General features: G+C 39.5%; 14 protein-coding genes. 8 read left to right on the top strand and 6 right to left on the bottom strand.

Annotated elements, in window-relative coordinates; all coding sequences use genetic code 11:
- Positions 1-6 precede the first annotated feature (6 nt).
- The 3 genes from AC2G3J_RS16065 (at position 7) to AC2G3J_RS16055 (ending at position 1,518) form a co-directional block, all read left to right on the top strand.
- Positions 7-453, top strand: a complete 447-nt coding sequence (locus AC2G3J_RS16065; protein WP_336953303.1) for an SRPBCC family protein — start codon at positions 7-9, stop codon at positions 451-453.
- 254 nt (positions 454-707) lie between these two features.
- A complete protein-coding gene (locus AC2G3J_RS16060; protein ID WP_483770268.1) occupies positions 708-1,061 on the top strand; it encodes a DUF488 domain-containing protein in 354 nt (117 codons plus the stop codon).
- 112 nt (positions 1,062-1,173) lie between these two features.
- Positions 1,174-1,518: a zinc ribbon domain-containing protein YjdM gene (locus AC2G3J_RS16055; protein WP_483770267.1), complete on the top strand. Its 345-nt coding sequence runs from the start codon at positions 1,174-1,176 to the stop codon at positions 1,516-1,518.
- Between the two features lie 46 nt (positions 1,519-1,564).
- On the opposite strand, the gene AC2G3J_RS16050 is transcribed toward AC2G3J_RS16055, so the two are convergent.
- A complete protein-coding gene (locus tag AC2G3J_RS16050) occupies positions 1,565-2,125 on the bottom strand; it encodes a LuxR C-terminal-related transcriptional regulator (RefSeq protein WP_336953299.1) in 561 nt (186 codons plus the stop codon).
- A gap of 473 nt (positions 2,126-2,598) precedes the next feature.
- Here AC2G3J_RS16050 and AC2G3J_RS16045 point away from each other — a divergent pair, with 473 nt between their 5' ends.
- From AC2G3J_RS16045 to AC2G3J_RS16035, 3 genes are all read left to right on the top strand, one after another.
- Positions 2,599-3,939: an MFS transporter gene (locus tag AC2G3J_RS16045; protein ID WP_419359157.1), complete on the top strand. Its 1,341-nt coding sequence runs from the start codon at positions 2,599-2,601 to the stop codon at positions 3,937-3,939.
- Between the two features lie 74 nt (positions 3,940-4,013).
- Positions 4,014-4,898, top strand: a complete 885-nt coding sequence (mmsB, locus tag AC2G3J_RS16040) for a 3-hydroxyisobutyrate dehydrogenase (RefSeq protein WP_483770266.1) — start codon at positions 4,014-4,016, stop codon at positions 4,896-4,898.
- Between the two features lie 13 nt (positions 4,899-4,911).
- A complete protein-coding gene (locus AC2G3J_RS16035; RefSeq protein ID WP_419819583.1) occupies positions 4,912-6,414 on the top strand; it encodes a CoA-acylating methylmalonate-semialdehyde dehydrogenase in 1,503 nt (500 codons plus the stop codon).
- A 187-nt stretch (positions 6,415-6,601) separates the two neighbouring features.
- Here the strand turns inward: AC2G3J_RS16035 and AC2G3J_RS16030 are convergent, their stop codons facing one another.
- From AC2G3J_RS16030 to AC2G3J_RS16010, 5 genes are all read right to left on the bottom strand, one after another.
- The gene (locus AC2G3J_RS16030) at positions 6,602-7,018 is read right to left on the bottom strand and encodes an ExbD/TolR family protein (RefSeq protein WP_419359160.1); all 417 of its coding nucleotides are present in this window, start codon (positions 7,016-7,018) and stop codon (positions 6,602-6,604) included.
- A gap of 19 nt (positions 7,019-7,037) precedes the next feature.
- Complete coding sequence (locus tag AC2G3J_RS16025; RefSeq protein ID WP_336953294.1) at positions 7,038-7,463, bottom strand: ExbD/TolR family protein; 426 nt, start codon at positions 7,461-7,463, stop codon at positions 7,038-7,040.
- Positions 7,464-7,477: 14 nt separating this feature from the next.
- The gene (locus AC2G3J_RS16020) at positions 7,478-8,344 is read right to left on the bottom strand and encodes a MotA/TolQ/ExbB proton channel family protein (protein ID WP_483770265.1); all 867 of its coding nucleotides are present in this window, start codon (positions 8,342-8,344) and stop codon (positions 7,478-7,480) included.
- A gap of 26 nt (positions 8,345-8,370) precedes the next feature.
- The gene (locus tag AC2G3J_RS16015; RefSeq protein ID WP_419359162.1) at positions 8,371-9,072 is read right to left on the bottom strand and encodes an energy transducer TonB; all 702 of its coding nucleotides are present in this window, start codon (positions 9,070-9,072) and stop codon (positions 8,371-8,373) included.
- Positions 9,073-9,217: 145 nt separating this feature from the next.
- Positions 9,218-11,893 (bottom strand): TonB-dependent receptor, encoded by a 2,676-nt coding sequence (locus AC2G3J_RS16010; RefSeq protein WP_419359164.1) that lies wholly within the window; start codon positions 11,891-11,893, stop codon positions 9,218-9,220.
- Between the two features lie 777 nt (positions 11,894-12,670).
- Here AC2G3J_RS16010 and AC2G3J_RS16005 point away from each other — a divergent pair.
- Positions 12,671-14,407 (top strand): ABC transporter substrate-binding protein, encoded by a 1,737-nt coding sequence (locus AC2G3J_RS16005; RefSeq protein WP_483771088.1) that lies wholly within the window; start codon positions 12,671-12,673, stop codon positions 14,405-14,407.
- Positions 14,408-14,489: 82 nt separating this feature from the next.
- Positions 14,490-16,235 carry an ABC transporter substrate-binding protein gene (locus AC2G3J_RS16000; protein ID WP_419820732.1) on the top strand — a complete coding sequence of 582 codons (1,746 nt, stop codon included), beginning with the start codon at positions 14,490-14,492 and terminating at the stop codon, positions 16,233-16,235.
- The last annotated feature ends 4 nt before the right edge of the window (positions 16,236-16,239 follow it).

Below are 16,239 nucleotides of genomic sequence, written 5' to 3'. Positions count from 1 at the left end.
ATGAGTATGAGTAACACGGTAAAATTGCATCGCGTTTTTAGTGCACCACCAGAGCGAGTCTATAAAGCATTCTTAGACCCAGACGCGATTGTAAAATGGATGCCACCCCATGGATTTACCGCAAAACTTTACCAAATGGATGCGAAAGTTGGCGGTTCTTATCGGATGTCTTTTACCAATTTTTCTACAGGTTCAACTCATTCATTTGGTGGAACTTACGCGGAGCTTATTCCAAACCAGCGCATACGATATTTTGATCGCTTTGATAATCCCGAATTAGCTGGAGATATTGAAGTGATCATTGAAATAAAAGGGGTGCTTGTCGGAACTGAAGTCAATATTACCCAGTCAGGCATCCCCAAAGTGATTCCTGTTGAAGCCTGTTACTTGGGATGGCAAGAGTCTTTGCAGTTACTTGGGTTATTGGTCAATCCAACCATTCCAGACCAATAAAATAGTGCTAGTGAAATAATGAAAATAATCGTTTTCGAGAGCAAATGGTGCACCGCTATCCTCAACAATAAGTGGGCAATTCAATCATCGATTGTCTAGATTGCGTAAGCAAGTATAAGATAGTGCTATGTTTTTAGTGCAACAGCTAAGGTGGGGCGTGCATATTTATTGTTACTCCAGTATTACCTTGTGAAAGGATATTTCTCATTATTTAGAATCACTTCGGTTAAGTACAACTCCAGTTTGGAAAAATAATGACGATTTATAGTAAGCGGATTTATGATGCTGTTTCAGAAACAGATGGTAAAAGGATTCTCGTTGATCGCTTATGGCCACGCGGTATCAAAAAAGAAGATGCTAAGATTGACTTATGGCCAAAAGACGTTACACCATCTAATCAACTGAGAAAATGGTATCACGAGGATATAGAAAGCCGTTGGGATGAATTTCAAAAACGATATCTGGTTGAATTATCTCAGGTTACAGTATCGTTAGATGAATTGCGGAAACTTACAGCACAAGGTCCTATAACCTTATTAACGGCGGCCAAAAATCAAGGTCGAAATCATGTCAGTGTTTTGCTTGATGTGTTAAATCCTAAAGCTTAGTTTAATGATCGCGGTTGATTTTTAAATTATTCCTTATATTTATTATGGTTTTTAAGTTGATGAAAAATCTTAAAATGCTATGATTGTGATTTGATCCTAAGCTGAGCTTATTATGTCGTTGCCCCATTGTCCGAAATGTAATTCAGAATACACCTATCAAGATAGTGATTTATTGATTTGCCCAGAATGTAGCTATGAATGGAAAGATGGTGAGCAAGTAACAGCAGATGTCAACGTGACGATTAAAGATGCTGTTGGAAATATCTTGGCAGATGGCGACTCAGTGACGGTGATTAAAGATTTAAAAATTAAAGGTTCTTCTTCAGTGGTCAAGGTAGGAACGAAAGTCAAAAGTATTCGGTTACTTGTAGACAGTAATGATGGTCATGATATTGATTGTAAAATCGATGGGATTGGTCCAATGAAATTGAAATCAGAATTTGTGAAAAAAGCTTAATTTCTTAGGCTCATACATGATCACAGTATAATGACTGTGATCATTTTTAGTAGCTATCATTTTCTCGAATAATAATTTTTGAGGTTAGTTCTGCTTTGGAGCGAACGCCCAACTTTTTCATTAAATTTGCTTTATGTACTTCTATGGTCCGGTGTGATAGCTCTAATTTCCGGGCAATTTCTTTACAGGTAAACCCATTGACAATCAATTGGGTAATTTCAGATTCACGTTTTGTGAGTTTTTGCTTAGAAGATAACACCTGATCTTTTCGTTCAAAATGCCAGACCATTAATTTAAATGGATCTTCAGGCGTCAATGTTTGCCCATGAGTATGTGTCCAAAAGATTTCGCCATTTTTGTGCTGCATAAAACGCTGATCGGAATAGTAATGGCTTTTTTTTAACAGTAAACTTTGTAATGCATCATTGCCAACTTTTTCATAATCCTCAAGGCTAGGAAAAATTTTCACAATAGATTGCTCGATCAATTCCCCACGCTCATAGCCAAACAAAGTGGCAAATGCAGAATTCATTTCCATCATATGTCTATAACTTAATACAACGATCGGTGCAGGGCTAAAATCAAATGCGATTTTATTATAGTTCATAATAAGCATCCTTACTTAGTATAATAATAAATATAGCGAGCTAGATGGAAATAACAAGTATTAAACCGTTATTTTTTTATAATATGATGAAAATTAAATAGATTATTTTTATATGACTATGTATATAAATTTAGTATTTTAAATACTATGCAATGTATCACATTTTTTATATTTAACTTTAGTCTATATTTAGGTTTTTAATATAACTAGTTGTATTTGCTTTATTTGTTTTATTTTTAAAACTACTTAAGTAATTAAGGGTGTTGACTGAAAAAAGCAATTGATTCACATTGATGATGAGAAGCCTGTAGGTTATTTAGAATTTTTTATCAAAATAAATCAATATTAATCTTGGCTGCTTATTTTAACTTGTTTATGTAAAAAGAATGAGCTCACCTTAATTAATATAATCAGGATAGATTATCTCTAAGGTGATGAATGGATGACAATACTAAAAATTGGGCGAGGTAGCGATGGAGCACATACAAGGATCAGGTCCTCAACAACAGAAAAAATCTTCACACCGTTTAGCTGGTATATCCAGCATGGTGGGAACGACAATTGAATGGTATGACTTTTTTATTTACGGTGCAGCCGCAGCGTTGATTTTCAATAAATTGTTTTTCCCAAATCTTGATCCATTAACAGGCGTACTGGCTGCATTTGCCACATACGCAGTTGGTTTTATAGGACGTCCGTTGGGAGGTATTATCTTTGGTCATTTCGGGGACAAAATTGGTCGAAAAACAATGTTGCTCACTACCCTGATTATGATGGGGATTCCTACCGTTTTAATTGGCCTATTGCCAACCTACGAAAGTATTGGATATTGGGCGACCTTTTTTCTGGTGATTTTACGCTTTGTTCAAGGTATGGCAATGGGTGGCGAGTGGGGTGGTGCCGTGTTGATGGCTGTGGAGCATGCACCTGAAGGCGGTAAAGGCTTTTGGGGGAGTTTACCGCAAGCGAGTGCCGGTGGTGGTTTAATGTTGGCCTCTATCGCACTGGGGTTGGTTTCACTTTTACCCGAAGCAAGTCTATTTAGTTGGGGCTGGCGTTTGCCTTTCCTTGCCAGCATTTTATTGTTAGGTGTGGGGTGGTATATCCGTGTCAAAGTACCTGAGTCACCAGATTTTGAAAAAGTAAAACAACAAGCACAAGAAGTTAAAGTTCCAGCAATGCAGGTCTTTAAAAATCATCCGCGTGAATTACTCACGATTATCTTTGCCCGTGCTGCTGAAAATGCATGGTTCTATATTGCTTCAACTTTTGCCTTAGCCTATACCACAACCAAGTTAGGTATTCCTCGCCAAGACATTTTGTTTGCAACGATTTGTGGTGCAGGCTTAATCATGGTGATGACGCCATTGTGTGGACATTTATCCGACAAAGTGGGGCAGCGGAATATGTTTATGTTTGGTCTAGTGGTCCTTGCATTGTATTGCTATCCGTTCTTTAGCATGCTGGATACCAAAGATCCTGTGTTGGTCTGGACCGCAATTGTTTTAGCAATTGGAGTGGTGTTTCCGATTATGTATGCGCCACAGTCTCAGTTGTTTGCTCGACAGTTCCCTGCCGAAATTCGCTACAGTGGCATCTCGATTTCAGTTCAATTTGCAGGCGTGTTAGGCGGTGGATTAGCGCCATTGATCGCCACCAAACTACTCAGTATTGGTAATGGTAGTCCTCATTTGATTGTTATCTACATCGTAAGTATGGCGATTTTCGCAATCTTCTGTAGCTTGTTTATGAAGCGTGATGATCTCAGCCTAGCGCGACATCGTAAAACGGTTAAAAGCAAATTGTCTGTTTAGAGTAGATGATTGATTTAAAGAAAATCATTGCAATCAATGATCAAATTTACAACACTTAATTTTTAGGAATAAATATGAATATTTCCTTTATTGGTCTTGGGAATATGGGGCTTCCTATGGCTAAAAATTTGCTCAGTGCACAGTGGAAGGTGACAGGCTTAGATTTATCCCCCGAGGCTGTTGCAGCATTTAAATCCTTGGGTGGTGTAGCCGTAGATCACAAGCACGTTCTTCAAGATGCAGATGTTGTGATCACCATGTTACCCAACTCAGAAAGTGTCAGAAATTTTTATCTTGGTGATCAAGGTATTTTAAAAAGTTTAAAAAAGGGTTCGTTGATTATTGATTGTTCGTCGATTGCAGCTTTAACAAGCCGAGAAGTCTCAAAGTTTGCAGAATCTATGGGAGTCGACTGTGTAGATGCACCTGTTTCAGGTGGAACTTTAGCTGCCCAAGCAGCAAGCTTGACCTTTATGGTGGGTGGTTCAAAGCTGCAGTTTGAGCGAACGAAATCTATTTTAGAGAAAATGGGTAAAAATATTTTTCATGCTGGAGAACATGGTGCAGGGCAGATTGCCAAAGCCAGTAATAACATGCTGCTGGCAATCAATATGATTGGTACCAGTGAAGCTTTGAATCTGGCAATGCGACATGGTTTAGATCCCAAAGTCATGTCTGAGATTATTCAAAACAGTTCCGGGGCAAATTGGTGTGTGGAGAAATATAATCCTGTCCCAGATGTTTTGGAAAATGTGCCTTCAAGTCAAGGTTATATTGCGGGATTTATGACCGATTTAATGTTGAAAGATTTGGGATTATCCCTAGATGCAGCATCCGAAGTCGATGCACAGGTGAGTTTAGGAACATTGGCTCAAACGATTTATAGTAAGCATAGTCAAAGTGGTCATGGAAAGACCGACTTCAGTAGCATTTTTAATTTAGTTTCAGTCGCAACGTGAAGGAAAAATCAGGATGAATACTTTAATCGGACATTATATTTCAGGTCGTCATATCACAGAAGCTCAACATTCAGGCCCAGTATTTAATCCCTCTACAGGTGAAGAAATAGCACGTTGTGCTTATGGCGATGCAACAGTGATTGATACTGCCGTAAAAGCTGCGACATCAGCAAATGCAAAAAAATGGGCAAAAGCTTCACATGCTACACGCTTGCAAGTTCTGTTTAAATTACGTGAGTTAATGATTGCCAAAACATTTGAATTAGCAGAAATCATTGGTCGTGAACATGGCAAAACTATTGCCGATGCAATCGGTGAAATTGGCCGTGCGATTGAAGGAATTGAATTTGCTTGTAATGCCCCACAGATTACTAAGGGCGAATATGCACGTAATGTTGCTGGCGACATCGATGTGTTTTCTGTACGTGTTCCTGTGGGTGTGGTGGGCTGTATTACCCCGTTTAATTTTCCCATCATGATTCCTGCTGTTATGATGGCAATGGCTGTGTCTGTGGGTAATTCAATTGTTTGGAAACCGTCTGAAAAAGTGCCTTCGGCTGCATTATTTTTTGCAGAGTTATGGAAAGAAGCTGGTCTTCCAGATGATGTATTTAATGTTGTACAAGGGGATAAAACCGCAGTCGATGCATTACTTGAACATCCTGAAATCGCAGCTGTGAGCTTTGTGGGTTCTACACAGATTGGTGAATATGTTTACCAAAAAGGCACCTCACATAACAAACGTGTTGCCGCATTTACAGGCGGGAAAAATCACATGGTGGTGATGCCTGATGCCGATCTTGAAGCAGCTGCAAATGCCTTTGTTTCAGCAGGGTTTGGATCAGCAAGTCAACGTTGTATGGCGGTGTCATTGCTCATTCCCGTCGGTGCTGAAACGGCAGATCGCTTACGTCAACGTATCGTGGAAAAAATCAATGCATTGAAAGTTGGCGCATATAATGATCCAACTGCAGATTTTGGTGCGGTGATTAGTGCGCAATCGCAACAGTCTGTTTTAAAGGCGATTGATCAATGTATTGCAGATGGTGCTGAGTTGGTATTAGATGGTCGTGATTTTAAACATCCAGAGTATTCAAATGGCTATTATATTGGGCCAACTCTATTTGATTATTTGTCTACAGATATGGATTTTTATCAACAAGAGGTTTTTGGCCCAGCGCGAGGAATTTTACGCGTCAATAGTTTAGATGAGGCAATTGCTGTGACCAATAGCCATGAATATGGCAATGGTTCGGTGATTTTTACCCGTGATGGAAAGTCAGCACATCGCTTCTTTATGGAAGTTGAGTCGGGCATGATTGGTGTTAATGTGCCTGTACCACTCCCAGTGAGTTATTTTAACTTTGGTGGTTTGCGACGTTCAAAATTTGGTGAGTCGCATTTATATGGTCCAGATGCCGCTCGTTTCTATACGAAGTTAAAATCTGTTTCACAAAAATGGCCTGATCCTGAAGAACAAGATCAAGCCATTTCTTTGGCATTTAAAATCACTTAATTGATTGAATGCTTATGATCAGCCAGCAGATGCTGGCTTGTTTAGATGTGAGTGAAAGTCAGATATATTGAGTATTGTGTTCTTTATAATGTTGCACTATGAATAAAACGTCTTGAAACATTGCATAGATCAAGGGCTCAAAGCTGCAAGTCGATTGTACTGTGCAGCTTTGTTCATCCCTTAAATATTATTGGCTTGCTGCAATTCCGATTTTTTTAACATTTAATCGTTGTGCGGCTGCCATCACCATTGCTACATCCTTATATTCAGTGAGTTTATCTGGCTGGACTTTAATCGGATCTTGATCTGATTTCTGTGCAACACCAGCAAATAAAACGTCTAGCGCTTGTTTATTTTCAACAGCTTGATCATTCCAAAAGATTTTACCTTGAGGGTCAATACGTAAGGTGACTGGCTCAGGTGGCTTCTCATTGGTAGGTGGTGGTGCACCATTGGGCAAGTCAATATTGATCGCATTATTTGGAATTGGGATGGTGATAATAAACATAATCAACAACACCAGCATCACATCAATAAGTGGTGTCATATTGACATCTAACATCACATCATCATCGTCTTTATTGGCACCGACATTCATAGCCATAAGCTGTTCCTTTTCTCGATTATGGTGCGGCAACTGGTGTCGTGACAAAAGCGATTTTGCCGATACCTGCTTGCTTGGTAGCACTGATTACTTCATCAATCGCTTCAAATTTTGTTACTTGATCACCACGAATATGTACTTCTGGTTGTGGGCGTTTTGCTGCTTCAGCCTGTAAACGATTGATCAATGTATTTTTATCTGCGATATACTTTTCGTTCCAAAAAATATCCCCCGCTTTATTGACAGCGATTTGCACATTAATTGGTTTAGTGACATAAGGTGTATTTTTTTCCTCAGGCAATTTGACTGGAACCGTGTGAATTGCAACAGGGACAGTGATTAAAAATATAATCAGTAAAACCAGCATAATATCCACCAAAGGTGTGGTATTAATCGCAGAAATCACATCATCTTCGTCACTGTCTGAATTGACTGTCATGCTCATAACTGATCCCTCATTTATTTAGCATCACTACTGTTTTTGATCTCACCACTGAGTAAAACAGTATGTAAGTCAGAACCAAAAGTACGTACATTATCCAATACTGCTTTATTGCGGCGGGTGAGCCAGTTATAACCAAGTACCGCAGGCACTGCTACAGCGAGACCGATTGCTGTCATGATCAGTGCTTCGCCTACAGGTCCAGCAACTTTATCAATAGAGGCCTGACCCGAAATCCCAATTGCAGTAAGTGCATGATAGATTCCCCAAACTGTACCGAATAAACCTACGAATGGTGCGGTAGAACCAACCGTTGCAAGAAATGCTAAACCACCACTTAAGTGGCTTTGAATTTTATCAATTGCCCGTTGAATCGACATTGTGACCCAAGTGTTAAAGTCGATACGCTCAAGTAGGTTTCCACCATGTTTTTTGGTTGAGTTAATGCCTTTTTCAGCAATAAAACGGTAGGCACTTGCTTCGCCTAGTGTTCCCGCAGCGCCGTCAATTGATGCAGCATCCCAAAATTTGGCTTCAACCTCTTTACCCTGACGTTTAATTTTTGCCTGCTGAATAAACTTGGTTACCATGATGTACCATGTTCCAATCGACATCAGGACCAAGATAAATAGGGTTGATTTAGCAACAATATCACCTTCGCGCCATAGTGCTTCTAAACCGTAAGGGTTGTGTACAGCTTGTGTTGTTGCTGGTTTAGGTGGTGGTGTATGGGCTTCACTTGTTGTTGTATTTGTTGCCGTTATAGTCGCAGGTGTTGCAGTGGTTTCTTCTGCAAATACACCAGATACAGGCAGTAGGGTGCTTACAGTTAAAATGCCAACTGAAGCAAATAGTCGTACAGATTTGAGCGCTTTATTCATCATTTATCTCCAAATTTTTATTTAATTGATTAATTCAATACAAATTCATAAGGTATGTCATACCAAGAATCTTGAGGTTCACCATTCTTTAATGCAGGTTTAAACTTACATAAACTAAAAGCTTTCGAGGCAGCTTTATCTAAGCTTTTACTCCCACTCGATTTTTTTACTTTGGCCTCTTTAACCTTTCCATCACTACCCACAAATACCGAAATAAGGACCTCACCTTGTTCTTCGTTTTGTAAAGATTCACGTGGGTAATCAGGGGTTTTACAACCCGCTTCTCCACTCGACACACCGCGTGTTTCACCTGTTGGTTTTGCTTTTGCAGGCTCAGGTTTTGGTGTTGTTTCTGGCTTTGGCGTCGGGGTTGGTGTCGGCTCAGGACTTTCTGAGGTCTTAGGCGTTGCTGTGGGTGTAGCCGGCTGCTTTGGTGTTGCTGTCGGTTTTTCCATTGGTTTTTCAGTCGGCTTTGGATCTGGCGTTTTCAAAACTTTCTGCACCAACTTTGGTAGTTCTGGTGGTTTTTCAATGGGTTTAGGTTTTTCTGGTTCAGGTTTTTTGTCCTGAATAATCAGTAATTCAACAGGTTCATCCGCTGGTTTTTCAACTGTTTTAGATAAACCCGTAATCAAGCCATAGAGAATGATTAGATGCAGTAAGATGACTGCTCCAATCCCGATCAGGCGTTTGGAAGAATTATTTTCTAATTCTGAAAAATTCTTGCCCATTGCTACTCCTGAAATGAGAGACAAACAATAAATAGTAAAAGAGAGACGATAAAAAATTCTGTTCAATTCTTTTGTTTGGCTAAGTGAATGAATCAATTACGCAAACACCATGACAAGGCTTAGATAATGTTTGCGAAATGCCCAATTAGAATTTGTAAGTTGCTCTGACGTAATATGCGCGACCTGTTGGGTCTGCATAGCTAGAGTCATAACCGTATTGGAAGTTATCAGTCACGTTGGATGCAGGTGGATCTTGGTCAAAAATATTTTTGATCCCGCCAGTGAGTTCTAAGTTCTTAAATCCGCTATAAGTGCCCGCAATGTTATAAAGGATGTAATCACTGACTCGATGGTTATCATATTTGGCTTCACCAATAGAATTTGAGTCTTTATAACCACGGCTAAACTGTTGCTCAAAGATCATTTTCCAGTTGTCATAACTCCAATTGACATTGGCAACATGTTTCCAGCGAGAATAGACTTGCTGGTTATAATAGCTACCTGTACGGCTGACCCATTCCCCGCCTTTTTCTTCTTGTTTGTCATATTTAATGACATAGGTTCCATCAATACCAAAACCAAAACGCCCTGTTTTAGTTACAGGCGTGAGATAGTTCAAACTTAAATCAACTCCTTGGGTTTTAATTCCACCCATATTGATCAAAGTGGTACTCACATATTTGATCCGCCCATCTGCATCACGGACAAATAAACTTGAATATTTGCTTGGGTCAGCAAAAATAATTGAATCGGTAATTGCATCAATCAGGTTGTCTACTTTGATGTTGTAGTAATCTGCTGTAAATACTAGATTTTTGATTGGCTCAAACACCAGTCCAGCAGTATAAGATGTTGACTCTTCAGCTTTTAAGTCGGGATTCCCACCTTGCATACGCTTAAATTGGACATTACATTCAGTTTGGTATTGTGGTGAAGTTGCAGTACCACCGGGGCAGAGCACAGGGTCATTGTATTTCGAACCTGTAAAGGTTTGGCTTTGCGGTGAGTTGATGTCATATAAGCTGGGTGCACGAAAACCTGTGCTGTATGAGGTACGGAACATCAATTGCTTTAACGGTTCCCAACGTAAAGCAACTTTTGGATTGAAGGTATCGCCAAAATCACTATAGTCATCATAACGTGCTGCGAGCTGCGCTTCTAAATTGGCTAAAATCGGGATATGTAATTCTGTGAATACTGCAGATATATCTCGATCACCCTTACTCACAGGTTTATCTGGATCTATACCGCTACCAGGCACTTGTCTGACGATCTCAGCATTAATTTTTTGATCCCAATTTTGTTTGGTAAAACTACCACCTAAGGCAAATCCAACGTCACCCGCAGGCAGTGTATAGATTGGACGAGATACAGTGACATCAAAAGAGGTTGAGTCTAAGCTGGCTTTATTGGTATCCCCATTGACTTCAAAAGATTTCCAAATATTAGCATCGGCTGAAGGGCCAAATGGATTGAGTGAACCGTCGTTTAAAGCAGCTTGAACTTTACTTTGATTGAGGTAACCCGCATTAAAGCTATCGGTTGCTTCACTTTTTGCATAGGTTAAGCCTGCATTGATATCCCAACCATAGGCTTCACCCTCAATTCCTGCAAATGCACGATGTGAGTCATTGGTTGTTTTGCCTGAACGGTTTCCCCCTTGTGAACGCAGATAGAGTTGTAAATCTCCATTGCTGAGTCCATTCACTGCGGGGACAATACCTTTGCCTGGATAATATTGACTTGTCGAAGGAAGCGTGACTGAACGGCTATATACATCAGGCGCAATCGAAGTAGTAACTTCGTTACGTGAGAAGATATATTCTCCAATCAGATTAAATTTATCTGAAAGTTTAAAGGTTCCGCGGCCAAGTGCTGAAATTGTTTCAACTTCTGGAGTAATTCCAATCAGTGCTTGGGTATTGAGATAACATAAGCCGCCATCTGCAGCGACATTTGGTGTGTTATTACAATTTGTATTGCCGTATGGATTTGCCAAAATATTGTTTTTGGGATCAAAAATATTTGCTGGGAAAGCATTTGCTGAGCTGGCATCTAAACCGAGCTCAGGAATTACACCACCACGGCGACTGATCTTGCGGTCTTTTGCCATGATATTGTTGCTTCTACGATAATCGACCACACCGTAAACATTAAAGCCTTGTTCATCTAGATTGCCATAGCCCCCAAAGATGGAAATATCTTGTTTATCACCACCACTGGCTTCGGGCTGAGTCGCTCCCACACTGATGTTGAGACCTTCAAAGGATTTTTTGGTAATAAAATTGATGACACCACCAATTGCATCGGCACCATAAACCGCTGATGCGCCATCACGGAGGACTTCGATACGTTCAACCATTGCCATTGGAATAATATTAAGGTTGGTGGTTGATGTACTAAATGGGCTATAAGCCAGACGACGACCATTCAATAAGACCAGAGTTTTATCTGTGCCTAATCCACGTAAATTGGCTGATGAACCCTCGGTATTACTTGCACCCACATTTTGAGATGTAGAAAAACCAGCTTGGTTAGAACTGACTTTGGTCAGTGCTTCTTCGACAGTGGTTACCCCTTGTTTGGCTAGATCTTCACCTTTAATAATCGTAATGGGTGAAGCACTTTGAGCTGCAACACCTTTAATTGAAGACCCTGTAACTGTGACTTTGGCTACTTTTGTTGGCTGTGTTTTTTCTTCAGTTTCTGCTGCATGCGCTAGCGATAGCCACATCATACTTAGACTAAGCGTACTCAACTTTAGTAAGGTTTTCCCCATCGTTGGCGATCCCAAAGTGCAAACATTTTTGTTTACTTTCATATTTTCAGACATCCGTTTTTTTTTGTACTTAGCGATATTGCTGCATTGCTTTCTAGCAATTCAAGTGCCAACTATCTAATTATATGTTTTAAAAATATACAAAAAAATGATAAGAATTTACGTGACTAGTGTTTAATCTTCTTATTCATCCGTGACTTGATGGTAGAAAAATAAGTTTGGAAGTCGTCTTAATTAATGTTAATACAATATGAAGTTGTGATTAAAAAACACGCTGATGGCTTTAATTATTCTTTATATTTATTTGTTATTTAAAGACTTTAACTAGATCTAATGAATCGTATAACTATTAATTATGACTTTGTTTTTGATATTAATTATTTTAAATCAAAAGATTAAGTGAGTATTTAAAGTGTTTGATAAAATAAGTGATCAATTTTGGAACGTGTGTGTACTTAAATTGTGCATTATGAGTAGTTCTGATAAATGATATCTGAATTTAATATTTAGGCTGGGGTGGAAGATGACGATAGGATGTCAATCATAGATATTCATAGAATTAATGTGATTTTATTACGGTAAAAATAAATAAAATTTAGAAGGGGTAATCGTAGTGGCATGATATTCGCTTTGCATTTAATACTGTTATATCGTTCAATTTTTCACTATTGTTAATTTAACGTTCTGGTTCGGCACCAAAGCAGCAATCTACAGGATGATGGTGTTGCCAGTATTCTGTTTAAATAATTTGATGAATAAAAATACATAGGTGTGAATTTGGAATTCAAGCTTTTACAATTTGCGTTGTTGGTCGGTGCAATGAGTTACAGGGAAATGGCGATCGCGAAAACGCCTGCGCAACCGAATAAAATCCTGAATTTGGCTTTTGAAGCACCAGATGATGGTTTCGATATGGTGAAAACCTATAATTTTTATAGTGGGAATATCGCAGAGGCGATATTTGAACCTTTATTAAAATATGATTATCTGGCTCGTCCTGTGGTATTGGTGCCCAATACGGCACAAGCATTGCCAAAAATAGAACAAGAGGGCAAGGTCTATACTTTTAAAATTAAGCCAGGCATTTATTTTACCGATGATGCTGCGTTCAAAGGCAAACGACGTGAGCTGACTGCTCAGGATTATATTTACTCTATTCAACGTGTGAGTGATCCGAAAAACCATTCGCCTACCTATTCTTTTATTGATGGCAAAATTCAAGGTTTAGAGCAAATAGTTGCCAATGCGAAAAAGACAGGCAAGTTTAATTATGATGCGCCCATTTCAGGGCTTAAAGCTTTAGACAAATACACTCTACAATTCACCTTAACCCGTGCAGATTATAATTTCCCTTATATTTTGGCCTATGTCACTTTTAGCGGAACAGCGCGTGAAGTTGTTGAGTTTTATGGTGATCGTATCGGGCAGCATCCTGTAGGTACAGGTGCTTACCAACTGAGTAAATACGTGCCACGTAGTAAAATTGAGCTGGTGGCAAACCCTGACTATCGTGGCTTTATTTGGAATTATAAATCGACAGGTACGGCATGGGATAACCAACTTGTCAAAGAGATGTCGGGTAAAAAAATGCCTCAAGTCGGTAAGGTTGTCGTGAGTATTATTGAGGAAGAACAGTCAAGGTGGTTGGCGTTTAAGTCAGGCCAATTGGATTTTGACAAATTAACCTCAAATGCGGTTCCTCAGGCTTTAAACGGCACACAATTAAAACCAGAACTTAAACAACAGGGCATTCAACATTTTCCCAATAAAGACCCTGAAATCACCTATACCATGTTCAATATGAAAGATCCGATTGTGGGAGGTTATAGTCTAGACAAAATAGCGCTACGTCGAGCCATTACGCTGGCATACAACCAACAAGAAGCGATTAAGCAACTTTATAAAGGTCAAGCGGTTAGGGCTGAAATGTTGGTGCCAGATGGGGTGCAAGGGCACAATGCTCAATATAGAAGTAGTATTGCCTATAACCCGTTATTGGCCAATAAATTACTGGATCGATTTGGTTATAAGAAAGGCAAAGATGGTTATCGAACTTTACCCAACGGGCAGCCGTTTACCCTGAAATATAATACGGAAAATAGCTCAAGCTCAGTCATTCATTCTGAGTTATGGAAGAAAAACTTAGATGCTATTGGAGTGCGTGTAGAATTTAAGGTCAGTAATTTTGCCGATAACTTAAAAGAAGCCATGCAGTGTAAACATATGATTTGGGGTGGGGCATGGATTGCTGATTTTCCTGAAGGAGAAAATTTTGCCCAATTGCTTTATGGTCCGAACTCAGGCAAAGGAAATTTAAGTTGCTATCAATCTAAAGCTTATGATGCACTGTATCAGCAAGCTTTAACTTTACCGCCACAACAACGAACGCCATTTTATGAAAAAATCAGTCGGCAGATAGAGGCAGATAACCCTTGGATTATTCATAGTACCCGTATTCGTAATTGGCTGTTGCAACCACAAGTTCAAGGCTATAAAGCACATCCAATGATCAATACCGTTTGGCAATACCTTGATGTTCAGCCAGCTAAAAAATAACCTGATGAAGTTGAATAAAATGATGAAGGATGATTTAAATCAAAAGTTAAAGCAGATTGGGGTTAGTGCATTATTGGGGGGCATGCTCCTGACAGTCACAATGAATGTATTTGCCAAAAGTCCAGCGGATCCAAATAAAGTTTTACGTTATGTTTTCCCAGTTGCAGAAACGGGTTTTGACCCAGCAGGTACCCAAGATCTTTATTCTGCACATGTACATAATTCAATATTTGAAGGCTTATATACCTATGATTATTTGGCATCACCCGCCAAATTAGTACCACGTACCGCGGTGGGCCTGCCTGAAGTCAGTGCTGATGGTTTAACCTATACTTTTAAAATTCAAAAAGGTATTTATTTTGCCAAAGATCCTGTATTTAAAGGCAAAGCCCGTGAATTAACCGCGCAAGACTATGTTTATTCTTATAAGCGTTTGTTAGACCCAAGTTTGCACTCGCCCAATAGTTGGTTGTTTGATGACAAAATTCTAGGCATGGACAAAGTGCTTGAGCAAGCTAAAAAAACAGGGAAGTTTAATTATGATCTATCAGTTGCAGGGCTTCAGGCGACAGATCGTTATACCTTGGTGATTAAACTGAAACAAGTTGATCAAAACTTCCCAATGCTGTTGGCACATCAACCAGCTGGCGCAGTTGCACGAGAAGTGATTGAACATTATCGTGATCGGTCTGGTTTTGCCATGGCACATCCTGTGGGAACAGGTCCCTATGTCTTGACAAAATGGACACCCGGCTCACGGATTATCCTGAAAGCCAATCCAGATTATCGTGGTTATATTTGGGATTTCAAAGCATCCACACCAGAAGATCAAAAAATTGTAGATGCCATGAAAGGCAAAAAAATGCCGCAAATCGGTGTGGTCGATATTCAAGTGATGGAAGAATCACAATCACGCTGGTTATCATTTAGTAAAGATGAAACTGATTTATTTGTGTTGGATGGTGATCTCAGTGTTCAAGCCATCCAAGACGGTCAGCTTAAACCCGAACTTGCCAAAAAAGGGATTCAACTTTCCCGTATTGCCGATCCTTCAATTGATTATTATTACTGGAATATGCAAAACCCTGTTGTTGGTGGTTTGAGTAAAGAAAAAATTGCTTTACGTCGTGCCATGGCAATGGCCTTTTCACCTGATAATCAAATTAAGATTTTGATGAAAGGTGATGCGCAACGATTACAATTCCCCATTCCTTATGGAGTGATTGGGCATGATCCAAACTATAAAACCAGTATTCCTTATTCCGTCAAAGCCGCCAATTTACTGTTAGATCGTTATCATTATAAGGTTGCTGCCGATGGTTGGCGTACCTTGCCGAATGGTAAACCTTTGCTAATTGAATTAACTGTTTATGGAAATAGTACACGTAGTCAGCAAAGTGCTGAATTTTGGAAAAAGACTTTAGACAATATCAAGGTCAAAATGACCACCAAATCCTTGCCTTTTGCGGAAGGTTTAAAAGCAGAAAAACAATGTAAAACCATGTTTAAGGGATCAGCTTGGATTGCAGATTATCCCGATGCAGATAACTTTATGCAGCTATTTTATGGAAAGAATATCCATTCAACCAATAGTGCCTGCATGAAAATTCCTGAATATGATCGCTTATATGAACAAACGCAAAAATTGAAACCGGGTCCTGAGCGTGATGCTTTATACCATAAGATGGCGCGAATATTAGAAGTGTATATGCCGGTACAAATGGCATCGACCCGTTATCGCAATGCTTTGGCGCAACCGCGTGTCATTGGCTTTAAAAAGCATCCGATTATTCCATCGGAATGGATGTATTTTGATATGAAAAAATAAACTC

The organism is Acinetobacter legionensis (genome assembly GCF_057165765.1).
The sequence above is the reverse complement of the archived record's forward strand: the minus strand, read 5'-3'. Positions and strand labels throughout refer to the sequence as shown.

Excerpts from the sequence above, each read along its gene's own strand:
- AC2G3J_RS16065 (WP_336953303.1), top strand. The coding sequence starts at position 7 with ATGAGTAACACGGTAAAATTGCATCGCGTTTTTAGTGCACCACCAGAG.
- AC2G3J_RS16060 (WP_483770268.1), top strand. The coding sequence starts at position 708 with ATGACGATTTATAGTAAGCGGATTTATGATGCTGTTTCAGAAACAGAT.
- AC2G3J_RS16055 (WP_483770267.1), top strand. The coding sequence starts at position 1,174 with ATGTCGTTGCCCCATTGTCCGAAATGTAATTCAGAATACACCTATCAA.
- AC2G3J_RS16050 (WP_336953299.1), bottom strand. The coding sequence starts at position 2,125 with ATGAACTATAATAAAATCGCATTTGATTTTAGCCCTGCACCGATCGTT.
- AC2G3J_RS16045 (WP_419359157.1), top strand. The coding sequence starts at position 2,599 with ATGGAGCACATACAAGGATCAGGTCCTCAACAACAGAAAAAATCTTCA.
- mmsB (WP_483770266.1), top strand. The coding sequence starts at position 4,014 with ATGAATATTTCCTTTATTGGTCTTGGGAATATGGGGCTTCCTATGGCT.
- AC2G3J_RS16035 (WP_419819583.1), top strand. The coding sequence starts at position 4,912 with ATGAATACTTTAATCGGACATTATATTTCAGGTCGTCATATCACAGAA.
- AC2G3J_RS16030 (WP_419359160.1), bottom strand. The coding sequence starts at position 7,018 with ATGGCTATGAATGTCGGTGCCAATAAAGACGATGATGATGTGATGTTA.
- AC2G3J_RS16025 (WP_336953294.1), bottom strand. The coding sequence starts at position 7,463 with ATGAGCATGACAGTCAATTCAGACAGTGACGAAGATGATGTGATTTCT.
- AC2G3J_RS16020 (WP_483770265.1), bottom strand. The coding sequence starts at position 8,344 with ATGATGAATAAAGCGCTCAAATCTGTACGACTATTTGCTTCAGTTGGC.
- AC2G3J_RS16015 (WP_419359162.1), bottom strand. The coding sequence starts at position 9,072 with ATGGGCAAGAATTTTTCAGAATTAGAAAATAATTCTTCCAAACGCCTG.
- AC2G3J_RS16010 (WP_419359164.1), bottom strand. The coding sequence starts at position 11,893 with ATGAAAGTAAACAAAAATGTTTGCACTTTGGGATCGCCAACGATGGGG.
- AC2G3J_RS16005 (WP_483771088.1), top strand. The coding sequence starts at position 12,671 with ATGAGTTACAGGGAAATGGCGATCGCGAAAACGCCTGCGCAACCGAAT.
- AC2G3J_RS16000 (WP_419820732.1), top strand. The coding sequence starts at position 14,490 with ATGCTCCTGACAGTCACAATGAATGTATTTGCCAAAAGTCCAGCGGAT.